The 15,169-nt window shown below is 55.6% G+C and carries 13 protein-coding genes; 5 read left to right on the forward strand and 8 right to left on the reverse strand.

The genetic code is table 11. The annotated features are described in order from the left end of the window. The first annotated feature begins 5 nt into the window (after positions 1-5). From ACN28R_RS15130 to yghX, 3 genes are all read left to right on the forward strand, one after another. A complete protein-coding gene (locus ACN28R_RS15130) occupies positions 6-791 on the forward strand; it encodes an ABC transporter permease (RefSeq protein WP_095834840.1) in 786 nt (261 codons plus the stop codon). A gap of 2 nt (positions 792-793) precedes the next feature. Further along, complete coding sequence (locus ACN28R_RS15135) at positions 794-1,786, forward strand: ABC transporter ATP-binding protein (RefSeq protein ID WP_095834841.1); 993 nt, start codon at positions 794-796, stop codon at positions 1,784-1,786. Positions 1,787-2,150: 364 nt separating this feature from the next. Then, positions 2,151-3,038 (forward strand): YghX family hydrolase, encoded by an 888-nt coding sequence (yghX, locus tag ACN28R_RS15140; protein WP_095834842.1) that lies wholly within the window; start codon positions 2,151-2,153, stop codon positions 3,036-3,038. A gap of 84 nt (positions 3,039-3,122) precedes the next feature. Here yghX and ACN28R_RS15145 read toward each other — a convergent pair whose 3' ends face one another. The 6 genes from ACN28R_RS15145 to ACN28R_RS15170 form a co-directional block, all read right to left on the reverse strand. After that, positions 3,123-5,303, reverse strand: a complete 2,181-nt coding sequence (locus ACN28R_RS15145) for a TonB-dependent siderophore receptor (protein ID WP_095834843.1) — start codon at positions 5,301-5,303, stop codon at positions 3,123-3,125. A 305-nt stretch (positions 5,304-5,608) separates the two neighbouring features. Beyond that, positions 5,609-6,562, reverse strand: a complete 954-nt coding sequence (locus tag ACN28R_RS15150; RefSeq protein ID WP_095834844.1) for a DMT family transporter — start codon at positions 6,560-6,562, stop codon at positions 5,609-5,611. A gap of 193 nt (positions 6,563-6,755) precedes the next feature. Continuing rightward, complete coding sequence (locus ACN28R_RS15155; RefSeq protein ID WP_095834845.1) at positions 6,756-7,079, reverse strand: Dabb family protein; 324 nt, start codon at positions 7,077-7,079, stop codon at positions 6,756-6,758. 257 nt (positions 7,080-7,336) lie between these two features. After that, on the reverse strand, positions 7,337-8,521 hold the full coding sequence (locus ACN28R_RS15160) for a winged helix-turn-helix domain-containing protein (protein WP_095834846.1): 1,185 nt from the start codon (positions 8,519-8,521) through the stop codon (positions 7,337-7,339). Beyond that, the gene (locus ACN28R_RS15165) at positions 8,518-8,679 is read right to left on the reverse strand and encodes a hypothetical protein (RefSeq protein WP_186364034.1); all 162 of its coding nucleotides are present in this window, start codon (positions 8,677-8,679) and stop codon (positions 8,518-8,520) included. Before ACN28R_RS15165 ends, ACN28R_RS15160 begins: the two co-directional genes overlap by 4 nt. 236 nt (positions 8,680-8,915) lie before the next feature. Further along, entirely contained in the window at positions 8,916-9,899 is a 984-nt protein-coding gene (locus tag ACN28R_RS15170) for a helix-turn-helix transcriptional regulator (RefSeq protein ID WP_048636198.1), read from the reverse strand. Between the two features lie 207 nt (positions 9,900-10,106). Between ACN28R_RS15170 and ACN28R_RS15175 the strand changes: the two genes are divergently transcribed. Both ACN28R_RS15175 and ACN28R_RS15180 read left to right on the forward strand, forming a co-directional pair. After that, positions 10,107-12,395 carry a TonB-dependent siderophore receptor gene (locus tag ACN28R_RS15175; protein WP_145957998.1) on the forward strand — a complete coding sequence of 763 codons (2,289 nt, stop codon included), beginning with the start codon at positions 10,107-10,109 and terminating at the stop codon, positions 12,393-12,395. Positions 12,396-12,546: 151 nt separating this feature from the next. Then, on the forward strand, positions 12,547-13,401 hold the full coding sequence (locus ACN28R_RS15180; protein WP_095834848.1) for an alpha/beta hydrolase: 855 nt from the start codon (positions 12,547-12,549) through the stop codon (positions 13,399-13,401). Between the two features lie 116 nt (positions 13,402-13,517). On the opposite strand, the gene ACN28R_RS15185 is transcribed toward ACN28R_RS15180, so the two are convergent. Both ACN28R_RS15185 and ACN28R_RS15190 read right to left on the reverse strand, forming a co-directional pair. Continuing rightward, entirely contained in the window at positions 13,518-13,901 is a 384-nt protein-coding gene (locus tag ACN28R_RS15185; protein WP_048636200.1) for a RidA family protein, read from the reverse strand. Between the two features lie 17 nt (positions 13,902-13,918). Next, positions 13,919-15,136: a pyridoxal phosphate-dependent aminotransferase gene (locus tag ACN28R_RS15190; protein WP_095834849.1), complete on the reverse strand. Its 1,218-nt coding sequence runs from the start codon at positions 15,134-15,136 to the stop codon at positions 13,919-13,921. Positions 15,137-15,169 lie beyond the last annotated feature (33 nt).

Consider the following 15,169-nt stretch of genomic DNA (forward strand, 5'->3'; position numbering starts at 1 on the left):
AAACGATGTCACGCAATGAACGCATCTACCATCGCGTAATGGTCTGGCTGGTTTTCCTTATTCTGGCGCTGCCGTTGCTGGCGACGCTGCTGTATGCGTTAGCCACCGAGTGGGGAACGACCTTGCTCCCCAGCGGCTTTACCCTGAAGTGGATGAAAGCATTATGGAGCGATCCCCGTTTTCTGGCGGCGCTGGGGCACTCTATGCTGATCTGCTTTGGCGCGCTGGTGTTTTCCCTGCTGCTGGTGCTGCCGGCGATGTTTGTAATCGCTTACTATTTCCCACGGCTTGATGCGGTAATGAATATTCTGATCCTACTGCCGTTCGCCATACCGCCGGTAGTCTCTTCCGTTGGCCTGCTGCAACTCTATTCGTCGCATCCGTTTATGATTACCGGTACGCCGTGGATCCTGATTGGCTGTTACTTCACTATCGCTCTGCCGTTCATCTACCGCGCCATTGTCAATAATATTCAGGCGATTAACCTCAGAGAGCTGATTGATGCCGCACATCTGCTGGGCGCCAGCACCTGGCAGGCGGCGCTGCTGGTGGTGCTGCCCAATTTACGCAAGGGAGCCAGCATTGCGGTACTGCTGTCCTTCTCATTTCTGATAGGTGAGTTTGTATTTGCTAACCTGTTAGTCGGCACCAGCTATGAAACTTTACAGGTTTATCTCTATAACTTGCGCAACGGCAGCGGCCATTTTAGCAGCGCGTTGGTGATCTCCTACTTCTTCGTGGTTCTCATCGTCACCTGGCTGGCCAATATCCTTAACCGAGGGAGGGACTGAGCATGTCTTACCTGAACGTCAAACAACTCAATAAAAGCTATGGCGCAACATCGATCTTCCAACAGATCGATTTCACCGCGGACGAAGGCGAACTGGTTACTTTGTTGGGGCCAAGCGGCTGCGGTAAATCGACGCTGCTGCGTTGTCTGGCCGGACTGACGTCGGTGGACAGCGGGCAGATTGTGCTGCAAGGACAGGATATTGTGCCGCTGACGCCGCAAAAGCGCGCCATTGGCATGGTGTTCCAGAGTTATGCGCTATTCCCGAACATGACGGTTGAAGGCAATGTCGCGTTTGGCCTCAAAATGCAGAAACTCCCGGCGCAAGAGGTTCGTCGGCGTGTGGGCGACGTGCTGGCTCTGGTCGAACTCAACGACTACAGCAAACGCTACCCGCACCAGCTTTCCGGCGGTCAGTGCCAGCGCGTCGCCCTGGCCCGTTCTCTGGTAACGCAACCGCGCCTGCTGCTGCTGGATGAACCCCTTTCCGCATTGGATGCGCGCATTCGTCGGCACTTGCGCGATCAGATCCGGCGCATTCAGCAGGAACTGAATCTTACCACCATTTTCGTTACCCACGATCAGGAAGAAGCGCTAACGATGTCCGATCGTATCGTGTTGATGAACAAGGGTAAAATCGTACAAAGCGGCAATGCCGTATCGCTGTATACGCAACCGGCGGATCTGTTTGCGGCGGGTTTTATCGGCAACTACAACCTGCTGACGGCCGAAGAAGCCACCCGGTTGACGGGCCGGCACTGCCGCAGTCAGGTCGCCATCCGCCCGGAATCCATCGTTTTCTGCCCGCCGGAACAGGGCGTGGCCGCAACAATCCTCAGCCACAGCCTGTTGGGAAACGTCATTCGCTATCGCGTCAGCGTGCAGGAGATTGAACTTTTTGTGGATGTCTTAAACCGTTCCGTAGACGACCTTTACTCCGCCGGTCGCACGATTGGCCTACAGTTAGATAAGATGACCCTGCGCGAAGTGGCCTGAGCATTACCGCAAACAGAATAAAACAAGCCGGTTCGCGCGGGGATGCGGATGCTATTAAATCGGCAGCAGGCGGGTATGGGGCGCCACCTCTATTGGGCGAGATAAAAGCATCAACGCACTGTTTTGCCCGGTAGCTTATAGCGTACTGGAATAACTCAACGACGAACGGGAAGAGGAATAACGGCAACCTTTTCCGCCCGCTGAAATACGCGAATGTAATTCATTGTAAAATCATGCCGATCGTGGAGAACCTAAGCCGCCCTTCTCTAGCCGATACCAATAACCCGTGCTATCTTTCTAAGCTGCATCACTTATATATTACCTATCATTAACCTCTTATTAACTCAAGTATGGAGGGTCGGTTATGACACGAATGACCGCGAAAGATTTTTCGCCAGAATTGCTTGAGCTGTACGATTACTATGCACACGGCAAGATCACCAAACGCGAATTTGTCTCCATGGCGGCGAAGTTTGCCATCGGCGGAATGACCGGCATGACGCTGCTAAGTTTGATGAGCCCTAATTACGCGCTGGCGCAACAGGTTGAATTCACCGATCCCTCCATCATCCCCGAATATATCAATTATCCCTCGCCTTCCGGTCACGGCGAAGTACGTGGATATTTTGTGCGTCCGGCCGGGGTAACCGGCAAGATTCCAGCGGTTGTGGTGGTGCATGAGAATCGCGGATTGAATCCCTATATAGAAGACGTGGCTCGCCGGGTGGCGAAAGCCGGCTTCATTGCCCTGGCGCCCGATGGGTTGAGTTCGGTAGGCGGTTATCCCGGTAATGATGATAAAGGACGCGAGCTGCAACAGCAGGTCGATCCCACCAAGCTGATGAATGACTTTTTCGCCGCGATCGACTTCCTGATGCATCACCCGGCTACCACCGGCAAAGTGGGCATCACCGGCTTCTGTTATGGCGGCGGCGTATCAAATGCGGCGGCGGTCGCGTTTCCCGAACTGGCGGCGGCAGTGCCTTTCTATGGACGCCAGGCTAATGCGGAAGACGTACCCAAAATCAAAGCCCCGCTGCTGATCCACTACGCAGAATTGGATACCCGTATCAATGAAGGCTGGCCGGCCTATGAAGAAGCGCTGAAAGCGGCAGGCAAAACTTATGAAGCCCACATTTATCCGGGTGTGAATCACGGTTTCCATAATGATTCGACGCCACGCTATGATAAAGCCGCCGCCGATCTGGCTTGGGCTCGTACCATCACCTGGTTCAATCGCTATCTGGCGTGATTTTCAATAAGAGCCGTTTCTGGACTCGTTGAGATGATCGACTATGCCCGGATAACTCCGGGCATAGGGATTACAACAAAAAGATTAGAAGTTGTAGGTTACGCCGGCATAATAAGCTCTTCCTGGCTCGTTATAGGTCGATGCCCCTTCATTTTCGCGATAGACGCGCTTGTCGAGCAGGTTGCTGATGCCTGCATTGATGCGCACGTTTTTAATCACGTCATAGTTCAGCCCAACGCCTACCACGGAATAAGCGCCGATTACATTGGTAGACAGGCTACCGTTCTCATTACGAATGTCTGGATATTCGCGCGGTTTCTGACGACCGTACATGGTCCAGGCCACATTGGTGGACAGTTTTTCAGTAACCTGCCAATCCAGCATGGTATTGATGGTGTATTTGGGAATCACGGACAGCGGATTACCCGTATCCTTAAACTCGGAGGTGATCATATAAGTGGCATTGGTGCGCCAGTCCAGCGTATCACGCACCAGCGGCACCGTCAGATTGGCTTCCAGCCCTTCCACCAGCGCTTTTCCGCCGTTTTCCCATTGCAGAATGTTAGCGTTATTATCACTGCTCACCGTGCCGATAATTTCCGTACCGGCAACAATTTTATTCTTGTAATCATTACGGAAATAGGTAATGCCGGCATCGTAGCCGTTGTTGCTGAATGACAGACCGATTTCCTTATTGACGCTGACTTCCGGATCTAGATCGTCGTTGCCAAGCAGATAGCAGGCGCCGTTTAAAATATTCGAAGGGCAGCCGTTACCATTGGTACGCAGCAGATATCCCATGCTGGATTGATACAGGTTAGGCGCTTTGAACACCCGGGCGATGCCCGCTTTCAGCTTGAAATATTCGCCCAGTTCCTGAGAGGCATTCAGGCTGGGACTCCAGTTGGCGCCGAATTTGCTGTGATAATCGAAACGAAGTCCTGGAATGATATTGGTGCCGGGAGCAGCCTCGATATTATCCTCAAAATAGAGCGCGCTGAGTTCCGCGCTGTTTTTCGTGCTGCGTTTGGACGGATCGCCCGACACATCACCAACGTCAACGGTGGGCACACTGGTCGCGGTCATTGACGCCGGGTCATTCAACTGCTCACGGTTCCATTCCGCGCCCAGAGTGGCGGTCTGCTCCACGCCCAAGTGGAACGGTATATTCAGCTCGCCGTTGGCCTTATAGTTTTCCAGCCGGCTGGTGGCGTACTCGTTACTGTTGATCATCCCCTCAACGCGTCCGGTAGAACCTTCTTTCAAACGCGTATTATTGGTTTTCTCATAGTATAACCCCAGACGCGACTGACCCCAGTCCCAGATGCCGTTATGAGTAATGCCGTAGTTCTGGCGATACATACGGTTGGTTTCCGCACCATACAGCGTCGGCACCAGCGTGCTGAGATTAGCGTTGCTGTACTGCGTATCCCCAGAGTAGATATTGCCCTGGCGGCTGTAGCCATATTCGAAATCCAACATCTGCTGCGGATTAATTTTCCACGACAGCAACGTATTGATATCTTTATTGCGCACCCCTTCGCGCCCGGCGGCATAAGAGCCGTTCTCCTGGGTGTTGATATCAAAGGCGTCGGCGTCGGTTTTGTTGATATTGCCGTACAGACGCATGGTCAGCACGTCGTCGATCAGTGGGCCATTGAGGCTGAAGTTGGCCCGTTTGGTGGCGCCTTCTTTATCGTCTTCCGGCTGGTTGGTATAGAGAGAGAATGAGCCGTGCCAGTCGTTGGTGGGGCGTTTGGTAATAATATTCACCACGCCGCCCGCGGCGCCGGAGCCATAGCGAGCAGCGGCCGGACCGCGCAGCACTTCAATGCGCTCGACCATTTCCACCGGCACCCAGTTGGTATCGCCGCGGGTATCCCTTTCCCCTCGCCAGCTATAACGCACGGCGTTGCGCGAAGTGACCGGCTTGCCGTCGATCAGAATCAAGGTATTCTCCGGCCCCATACCGCGGATATCGATCTGGCGGTTATTGCCCCGGCTGCCGGAGGCGCTGTTGCCGGTCAGGTTGACGCCGGGCATCTTGCGGATAATATCCGACAGGTCGTTAACCGGTGGCTCTTTTTCAATATCTTCTTTGGTGATGATGGAAACGCCGGGCTGCTGTTTTAACGCTTCTTCGGCCGTCGCCTGAACAACCATAACGTCTTCTTGCGTCTCTTCCGCCGCGTAAGCATGGCTGCCCAAAATCCCTGCTAAAAGTACGGCCAATGGTCGTTTGATGTAAGCACTTGTTACACTCATTAAGTTTATCCCCATCTATGCACATGATTGCAAGAAAAATTATGATAATAAGAATGATTATCATTGTATATACGCCGCAAAAAACCTCACATTTTCTCCACAATGTAAGAATTTCGTTAGGGCGGGATATACGGGGGAATGACGACGAATTAGCGACAATATTATAAAAAATATTTTATAAACAAATAGTTATATACAATAAGAATCAGTGGGCACCGGCAGACATCACAGACAACAACGTGGAGGGCCATCGTCAGGGATACCGTTGAGATATCCCCGCAGCCATATACAACGTGGTTAAATTGTTACTTTTTCGATTGAACTTTTACCTTTGAAGGGAAATCGCTTTTCTCTTGATTACTCTTCATATTCGAGCAAATCAGACCCGCAACGATAGCGGTAATACCGGCGGCATGATAGGCATGTAGCCGTTCCCCAAGGAACAATGCCGCCAACACCACGCCAAAAACCGGAATAAGGTGAATGGTCAAGCCCGCCCGCGCCGGTCCAAAGCGACTAATAGCCTGGGTATAAAGCAGATAGGCGATGACCGAAGGAAATATCCCGACATACAGCAATGCGGAAAACGACATGATGCCCCAGGTTGCCCGCAGGCCGGAACGATATTCAGCGACATAAAACGGCAGCAGCATAACCAGCGCCAGCACGATCTGTACGCCCATCAATCCTATCCGGTCAAGATCGCCCGGCAATTGACGCAACCATAGCGTATAAAGTGCCCAGCAAACCATGGCCGATAACACGATGGCGTCGCCGGGAACGAAAACCAGCGTCTGCCACTGCGACCAGTTTCCATGCATAACCAAAGTCAGCACACCGGCAAATGACAGGATTAAGCCTATGTACTGACTCATCCTCAACCGTTGGTGATAGAAGCAGGCTCCCAGCATGACGATCAACAGCGGGATCAGCGAATTGAGCAACAACGCATTGTTGGCCGTGGTGGTACGCAGCCCCACATAGATCAGAGTGTTGAACGCAGCCACCCCGACCACCGACACTCTCAGCACCTGCCAACGGAGTTCCCAATAGCGCCGCCAGTCACGCCGCATCGCCCAAAATGCAAACGGCAACAGACAGATCAGCGCGATCACCCAACGCCAGAAAGAGAGCGTCATCGGCGTCAGATCGTGGCGCACCGCTCGGCCGACAACAAAATTGCCGGCCCAAAACAGAGGCGGCAATATCAGCGTTAGCCAGGAAAATAAGGGAAATGACCAAGCGGAAGAACGCGCCATCGTAACAATGTCTCCGATAGGGTGAATCAAGATAACTATTGTCCGGCCTCAATATCAGAGGAACAATAGCCGCACTGGCTATCTGGCAAGCGCCATAAGTATTTCGAATAAAAGATTAATAAACCAACTATATGCAAAAACAGGAAATGAGTAAGCCTCTTTTCAGCGCCGACACTTGTCCCCTGCCAAACTACTACCCTTGCACGCGACTATTATCCGACAGTACCGGGTAATCCAGCACAATGATATCGCTTAGCACCGGCCGGAAAATGGCTTTCAGTTCATCGTGCTTTGGATGCGGTAAATAGCGCTGGCGCGCCTGTTCGTCGCGAAATGTCATCATCACGCAGTGGGTAAAACCGGCATTTTTTCCTTCCGGACTATCGTTATATCCCCACTCAACCGCCTGCACGCCCTCAATATTTTCAGGCATTTGCAGAAATGCCGTTTTCACCTGCTCGATTTCTGCGGCGGAGGCTTGCGCGGTAAAAGTTATCAATAAAATGTGGCGTATCATTCAGAACTCCAATAGCTATTTTTTCTGTTTCAGCAGCAATATGGATTGCTTAATAGACAAAGATACGTAACTTGCATCAGTAGCGAAACCCCATTACCCTCATTTTAGTCCCATAAAACAACATCCATTAAATCTCATCCCTGCATTACGGCATCGGTTTGCGGCAATCGCGCATCATGCGAATTAATTATCTCCTCGTCTTATTTTGGCGTTGGACTTTACCGATCTTCTTACCTATGTAAGCCCGCCACGCCCCCTTATGAAGGGATGACCATGGTCTCGATCGGCGCAATCGCCAGGTTCGGCAACCCGAGCCATGACGCCATCAGGCGCAGTTCCTCCTGCAGCCGTTCGAGCGTGCATGACGGCGCGCCCGGTTCGACGTGCGCATTCTGGACGATCAGCACGCCCGCTTTGCGATCCGCCTTTAAATCCACCCGCGCGACAAGCGCGCCATCCAGCAGAAAAGGCAGAACGTAGTAACCATGCTCGCGCTTGTGGGCGGGCGTGTAGATTTCGAGCCGGTAGCGAAATCCGAATAATCTTTCCGTTCGCGGACGATGCCAGATGAGCGGATCAAACGGCGACAGCAGCGCCGCGCCTTCGAGCTTACGCCCGGCGCGCGCGTCCTTATGTAAATAAGCCTGCTGCCGCCAGCCGCGCACGCGTACGGGGATAATGGCGCCCTCCTCCACCAAATGTTCGATCGGCAGTCGCGCGTCCGCGGCGGGAATGCGGTAATAGTCGCGCAGATCGTCCGCTGTCGCGATCCCCAACGCCTGAGCCGAACGCGCAAGAAGCCTCCGCCGCGCGTCGATGCCGGAGGGCGTGGGCAGATCCAGGATCGCCCGAGGCAGCACGCGTTCGGGCAGATTATACACCCGCTCAAAGTTACCCTTACGGTGTGTCGCGACAACCAGCCCCGACCAAAACAACCATTCAAGCGCGTGCTTCGCGTCGCTCCATACCCACATTCCTTTCGATGCGCGGCGGCCCGCCACGTCAGAGGCGGCCAGCGGTCCCTCGGCCCTGATGCGATCGAGCAAGGCATCAGCCTCGGGCCGCTTCTCACCGGCATAAGCTGCGAGCGGGCGCCAAACGTCCTTACCGCGCCGCGCGCGCGCCATACGCCAACGCAGAAGAGGTTGACAGTCGATAGGCAGCAGCGACGCTTCGTGTCCCCAATATTCGAAAAAGCGCTTAGGCCTAGTCGCAACCAGCGCATCGAGGGCGGCTGGTTCGTATGACCCCAGACGCGAGAAAAGCGGGAGATATTGAGCGCGAACAAGGACATTCACGCTGTCGATTTGCAGCAGGCCAAGCCGGTCGATCGACTTGCGCAATTGCGCGGCGCTGATATTCCCTTCGCGTGATAAGGCGTTAAAACCCTGGGCGGTAAGCGCGATGCGACGAGCTTCGGACACGGAGAGTTCCAGCTTCATGGCTTCAATCCCGATACTGTGACGATCAATCCCGCGACGTCAGCCAACGCCATCTCCGGTTGATCCAGACGCTTGCCGCGATAGATCCCGCTCGCGATAGCCGTTTGCCAATCTCCGTTCTGCGGCATGGAACGGAATTGCCCGAATAGCCGAATCATCTGCCCGCGCATAAGTTATTTTTTTCTCCCTAGCTGCTATTTATCGGCGCCGTTCGCACTCTCTGACGTCGCCTTACGCAAGGGTATACGTTCGATACCCCTTTGGGTAGTTTGTCAAAATAGCAAATATTTATCCTCTACGAACGAATATTCCTGGCGCGGCCAACGTCGTGTATCGACCGCGCGTTCAGCGCAATTGGGAAGGCGGAGCAATTAATCTGATGCGGCAATCGCGATTAGAAGCGAGACTTCAACTGTCTAGGGGTAACCCCGAAGACGCGGCGCAGCGCCGTGGAAAAATTCGCCGGGCTGTTATAACCCGCCATGCTTGCCGCCTGGGCAATGCCGATGCCTTCTTTTTGCAGCGCCAGCATGGCGCGCTGTAACCGGCAGTTACGCAGATATTCAAACACCGTGAGGTTAAATGCCTGACGAAAATGCCGTTGCAACGTACTTTCGCTCATGTTGACGCTTTTCGCGATCTCGCCTATCGAAAGCTGGTCGGCGGCACCGCTTTCCAGCATGTCCCGTACCTGCTGGATGCGGTGATATCCGCGCAGCGTGACGCCACGGGTCTTTTCCTGTTCGCTACTGGCGGTTAACGAACTGAAAGCCTCAATAATCAGGATCATACACTGCGTTTCGAGATACAGGCGTTGCAGCGGCGTATGGCAGGTTCCCGTATTCAATATCTGCCAGGCAATGGCCAGCGCCTGCCGCGAAGGCGTCCATAAGTGCGTGGCGAGATGGGTTTGCGTAAAGTCATAAATAGCCTGCCAGTCGCTGACGCTATCCAACAGGTTGCCATACAGCCATTCACGGCTGAAGGTCAGTATGATGGCTCGTTCATATTCATCTTGTTTGCCGATATGGGTAGATAGCGTGGGTTCCGTCAGAGAAACCAGAAAGGAGGGTTGACGCTCTCCCAGATGCATTTGCCGTTCGCCATAGGCGACATGCGCCGCGCCTTTCACCACGATGGCCAACTTGATCACATCGTTCGGTATGGCCTGCGTTTTCATATTGTGCAGGTTGATCACATCGACCATGTGCAGATTCAGATGCGGGTTCAACTGAACGACGCTGAAACTACCGAACAGCGCGGGCGTATCGTCAATCCCCCTTGGGCCGAAAAAACGATAGTTATTTGATATCAGCCCGGACTGCTGAACGATGTGATTCTTATAGATGAATTTTGACAGCGGATCATGGTTTCGCATGATTTCCCCCGATAATTGTCTGGTTATCCCTCGCCATTTTGATGTTTGTACAAAGCAAGTTGCGGTTTGCACAAACCCGACACCTGCAAACAAATGTAACAATGACCAAATCAAATCGATAATGCAAATGCTTCTCAATAACACTTTTTTTGTTGATGGTCACAACCGCCATCTTCCAGAACATTCGTATGCGGGGCGATTTTAATGATGAGACTACCACCACGACACTACCCGGCGACGCTTATCGGGTTAGGCTGTCTGACAACCGCTTTTCTGGCATATGCCGCCACCGAGCAAAGCTCACAGGATACCACCGACGATTCCGCCGATACGATAGTAGTGACCGCCGCGGAGCAGACTCGCCAGGCGCCGGGAGTATCCGTGATTACCCAGGAAGCTATCAGCAAGCGGCCGCCGGCCAACGATCTGTCCGAGCTGATCCGCACCATGCCGGGGGTAAACCTGACAGGCAACTCCACCAGCGGACAGCGCGGCAATAACCGCCAGATCGATATCCGCGGCATGGGACCGGAGAACACCCTGATTCTGGTGGACGGCAAGCCGGTCACTTCGCGCAACGCCGTTCGTTATGGCTGGCGCGGCGAGCGCGATACCCGCGGCGACACCAACTGGGTGCCGGCCGATATGGTGGAGCGTATCGAAGTGCTGCGCGGTCCGGCGGCGGCGCGCTACGGCAACGGGGCGGCCGGCGGAGTGGTGAATATCATCACTAAGCAGCCGTCGCAGGAGTGGCACGGCAGTTGGAATGCCTATTTCAATGTTCCGGTACATAAGTCGGAAGGGGCCACCAAGCGTACCGATTTCAGCCTGTCGGGCGGCCTGACCGATAGCCTGAGCCTGCGCCTGTACGGCAATCTCAATAAGACGCAGGCGGATGCCGCCGACATCAATAAGGCGTACATGTCGGAGCGGCAGGCAGGCTATGCCGGTTCCGTGCCGGCCGGCCGCGAAGGCGTGCGCAACAAGGATCTTAATGCGTTGCTGCGCTGGGATATCACCAGACAGCAATCGCTGGAGTTTGAGGCCGGCGTCAGCCGCCAGGGCAATATCTACGCCGGCGACGTGCAGAACGCCGGTTACTACACCGACAGCGTTTACGCCGGCTATGTCACCAGCAACTACGGCAAGGAAACCAACCGCATATACCGGCAGAACTTTGCCGTGACGCATCGCGGCTACTGGGACAGCGGCGTTAGCGCCATGTCATATCTGCAATATGAACGTACCCATAATACCCGCATTACGGAAGGACTGGCCGGCGGCACCGAAGGGCTTTTCTCCTCCGCAGGCTCCTTCGCCACCATCAAGCTGGATACCCTGATCGGCCATAGCGAGGTCACGCTCCCGTTCAAGGCGTATTTCAACCAGACCGCCACTCTCGGCATAGAGGCATCGGATCAGCGCATGAAGGATCCGATCTCCACCTCCTATGACATTTCGTCCGTTGGCGCGATTGAGGGCTATGACAGCAGTAACCGCGACAGCAATATCGACGCGCATACCTTCTCACTGTTCGCCGAGGACAACATCGAACTGACCCCCAGTACCATGCTGACGCCGGCGCTACGCTTCGATTACCACTCGATGGCGGCCGGTAACTGGAGTCCGGGGATCAACCTGTCGCAGGGATTGGGCGACGACTTCACGCTGAAAATGGGCATCGCCGCCGCATACAAAGCGCCCAACCTCTACCAGCTCAACCCCAACTATCTGCTCGCCAGCAATGGAGGGGGTTGCTATCTGGTTAACGGCTACAGCACCCCATGCTATTTGCTGGGTAACGAGGATCTGAAGGCGGAGAACAGCATCAATAAGGAGATCGGCGTCGAATTTAGGCGCAACGGCTACCAGGCCGGCATCACCTACTTCCGCAACGACTACCGCAACAAGATCGAGGCCGGTACGACGCCGGTGGGCAGCACCAGCAGCGGACACTATATCTACCGCTGGGAAAATATTCCGCGGGCGGTGGTGGAAGGGCTGGAAGGCACGGTGAATATTCCGCTGTCGGAAACCGTTCAGTGGAACAACAACCTCACCTGGATGCTGCGTTCGAAAAACAAGACCACCGGGGATTACCTATCCATTACCCCGCAATTTACGCTGAACTCGTCGCTGAGCTGGCAGGCGACCGAGGATCTGTCTTTCCTGGCCGACCTAACCTGGTTCGGCCGGCAGAAACCGAAGAAGTATAACTATCACGGTATCGCGTCCTCGGGTGACGAACTGAACGAACTCAGCCCGTACTCCCTCGTCGGCCTGAGCTCCACCTATCGGTTCAACAAGTATCTCAGCGTGACCGGCGGGGTGGATAACCTGTTCGACAAACGACAGTTCCGTCGCGGCAACGCCTCGGCCGGGTGCAGAGTAGCCGGCGATGGCAGTTGCAGCGCCATTCTCATCGGCGCCGGCGGCGCCGCCACCTATAACGAACCGGGCAGAACGTTCTTTATGTCGGTGAATACCCACTTCTAATCGGGGATAATCAGCCGGTGCGTCGGCTCGACGCGTAGCCGCAAGGTTAACCGTTTCCGGTGCGGGTATTTTACCCCCACCGGATTTTTACCGATTTCGAACAGGCGTTAAATCAACAGAATAAAAAATAACGCGCGGCGCAGGAGGCAATGTGTATCAGTTGCGTAATACCCGTGATGAGCTATTTGATTCGACAGCGTGCGGACGTTACCGCATTCTGACATTTTGCCCGGATGGGACGGCGCCGGCGCCGGGCTGGCCGCTTATCTACCTGCTAGACGGCGAACGCTATTTCCCGACGGCGGTGGCAGTGATGAGGGCGTTGGCCATCCCGCGCTGCGGCATGGCGCCGGGGATCATCGTGGCGATTGACTACGACGGCCCAACCCGCCGCGAACGCGACTATCGTCCCGCGGTTGCTGATCAGACACAGGAAATCAATCCCCTGGGCGGTTACTATCCTGCTGGGATGGCGGGCAACGCCGCCGGATTTCGCCATTTTCTTCAGACCGAACTGAAGCCGTTCATTGCCGCGTCCTATCCGGTCGATCATCGGCGCGAGTCGCTGTTCGGCCATTCCTACGGCGGCCTGTTCGCCGTCGATACCCTGTTCGATCAGCCCGAAACCTTCCAGCATTTTTATGCTTCCAGCCCGTCGGTGTGGTGGAATGACCGCTATATCGTCCGCCAGGCCGAGGCGTTCGTTTCACGCCTGGCGACGCAGAAACTGACGACACCGGCGCGGCTCGCTCTGTCGGTGGGCGAATATGAACAGTCTCTTGACCGCTGGGAACTGGGCTTGCCTGACGAACAGCGTGTCGCACTGCGTCGGCATCGTAACCAGCGCCGAATGGTGGACACCATCCGCGAGCTGGCGTGGACGCTGCAGGCGCGCTCGCCGAATTTACTTGTCACTCTGACGGTCTATCCCGGACAGTCGCACCCGTCGGTACCGCTGCTCGCGTTGCAACATGCGCTGCGAACTCATTTTGCCGCACCCGATTGATACCCCGCAGTGAAAAACGAAAAAACGCCTAACAGTTCTAATGCCAGTCAACAGCTTCACTGACCGGCATTATCCCATCACAGGGGTGTTTTCGCTTTCACCTCCACACCACCCGCTCACTCAGCCGGGCGGTATAGGATGGCGTCAATCTCAATGTCGAAGCCAACCAGATTGGATTGCGTCAGCGTGCGGGCCGGCGGGGGAGTGCCGACGTATTCCGCGTAGATGCCGTCGAATTCTTTGGCGTCGGCGGGATTGCGGAGGAACACGCTGACCTTGACGGCGTTCTTTAACGAGAGGCCAGCGGCGTTGGCGGCGGCCTCTAGATTGTCCAGCGTCATGCGGACCTGGAAGGCGAAGGGCTTGTCGCCATGGCGCACGTTGGCGCGGTCGCGCGGCGTCTGTCCGGCGAGGAAGACGAGTTCACCGGCCTGCAGCGCGATGCTGTAAGTGCCTGCGGGCAACGGCGCGCGGTCGCTGCTGAATGCCTTGATACTCATTGCGTATCTCCTGATGCTCAGGCGCGGTAGCGCCCTATGAGTTCGGCCAGCCGCTCCACTGCTTGCACGGCGGCGACATGGTTCTGTGAAAAGTTCAGACGGATGCTATCGATGCGGTGCGGGCTGAATTCAGTACCCGGGGTAACGGTGACGGCGGCCTGGGCGCGCAGGTGGCGTACGAAATCATGCAGCGGCACGGCCAGCCGGGGCAGCCTTGGGAAGAGGTAGCTGCCCGCTTTCGGCGTGCGCACCGTCAAGCCCGGCACGGCGCGGAAGACGTCTAGTAGATCGTCGCGGATAGCCTGATGCAGTCGGATGCGCTGATCCATCCAGCCTTCCGGCTCGGCGAACCAGGTGCTGAGCACCGCTTGGGAATAGCCCGGTGCGCGCAGCGAAACGATGGCCTGCAACTTTTCCATGCGCTCTATTAGGTGCGCAGCGCCGAAGGCCACGCCGAGACGGTAGCCGGAAAGCGATTCGGTCTTCGAGGGACCCATGATAGTCACCACGTTGTCCGCATCGATATCAGCGGCACGCAGATGCGTATAGCTTACGCCCGAATACAGCAGGCGCGAATAGAGTTGATCGACGATCACGGTGGCGCCATAGCGGTTAGCCAGCGCGGCGATCTGGGCGATTTCGGCGGCGGAGTAAATCACGCCGGTGGGGTTGTTAGGGTTGGAGAACAGGAAAGTCTTCGCGCCGGCCTTGAAGGCATCTTCCAGCTCATCAAGGCGGATGCCCGCGCCATCCCTGACGTTGAGGTAATCCATCTCCACCGGCACGATCTCGGCACCGAGGAATTCAACCAGCTTGCGGTTGGCGAAATAGTCCGGACGCATAATCGCCACCTTGTCGCCGGCCATCGCGCATGAGGCAATCGCCAGAAACAGCGCGCCCTGCGTGCCTGGGGTGAGGATCAGCTCGCGTGCGCCATCCAACGCTTTGCCGGTGAAAGCCGCCAGCCGCTCGGCCAGCACACCGCGCAATGCGCCGTCGCCGCGATATTCCGTATAAGCCTGACTGCCGCCACGGGCCTCACCGGCCACGAAGGCCTCGATGGCGCCCGGCGTGGGGGCAAAGGCGGTAGGGTTCACATCACCATGCGAAAAGTCCACCGCCGTGCCTTCTAGCTTGTCGCCTATGCCACCAACATCGCCGGCGGCCTGTCGAACCTCCTGCCCTGGGGCGTTATCGGTTCCCAACTTGGCAAATTTCTCTACTAACGGATTCATAATACGTTTTTCCTTCAATTCAAATGTTGTCTG

Origin of the sequence: Brenneria goodwinii, from assembly GCF_002291445.1 — a bacterium.
GTDB classification, from domain to species: domain Bacteria; phylum Pseudomonadota; class Gammaproteobacteria; order Enterobacterales; family Enterobacteriaceae; genus Brenneria; species Brenneria goodwinii.

Bases quoted from the DNA above. Each gene is read 5' to 3' on its own strand.
- ACN28R_RS15130 (WP_095834840.1), top strand. From the start codon at position 6: ATGTCACGCAATGAACGCATCTACCATCGCGTAATGGTCTGGCTGGTT.
- ACN28R_RS15135 (WP_095834841.1), top strand. From the start codon at position 794: ATGTCTTACCTGAACGTCAAACAACTCAATAAAAGCTATGGCGCAACA.
- yghX (WP_095834842.1), top strand. From the start codon at position 2,151: ATGACACGAATGACCGCGAAAGATTTTTCGCCAGAATTGCTTGAGCTG.
- ACN28R_RS15145 (WP_095834843.1), bottom strand. From the start codon at position 5,303: ATGAGTGTAACAAGTGCTTACATCAAACGACCATTGGCCGTACTTTTA.
- ACN28R_RS15150 (WP_095834844.1), bottom strand. From the start codon at position 6,562: ATGGCGCGTTCTTCCGCTTGGTCATTTCCCTTATTTTCCTGGCTAACG.
- ACN28R_RS15155 (WP_095834845.1), bottom strand. From the start codon at position 7,079: ATGATACGCCACATTTTATTGATAACTTTTACCGCGCAAGCCTCCGCC.
- ACN28R_RS15160 (WP_095834846.1), bottom strand. From the start codon at position 8,521: ATGAAGCTGGAACTCTCCGTGTCCGAAGCTCGTCGCATCGCGCTTACC.
- ACN28R_RS15165 (WP_186364034.1), bottom strand. From the start codon at position 8,679: ATGATTCGGCTATTCGGGCAATTCCGTTCCATGCCGCAGAACGGAGAT.
- ACN28R_RS15170 (WP_048636198.1), bottom strand. From the start codon at position 9,899: ATGCGAAACCATGATCCGCTGTCAAAATTCATCTATAAGAATCACATC.
- ACN28R_RS15175 (WP_145957998.1), top strand. From the start codon at position 10,107: ATGAGACTACCACCACGACACTACCCGGCGACGCTTATCGGGTTAGGC.
- ACN28R_RS15185 (WP_048636200.1), bottom strand. From the start codon at position 13,901: ATGAGTATCAAGGCATTCAGCAGCGACCGCGCGCCGTTGCCCGCAGGC.
- ACN28R_RS15190 (WP_095834849.1), bottom strand. From the start codon at position 15,136: ATGAATCCGTTAGTAGAGAAATTTGCCAAGTTGGGAACCGATAACGCC.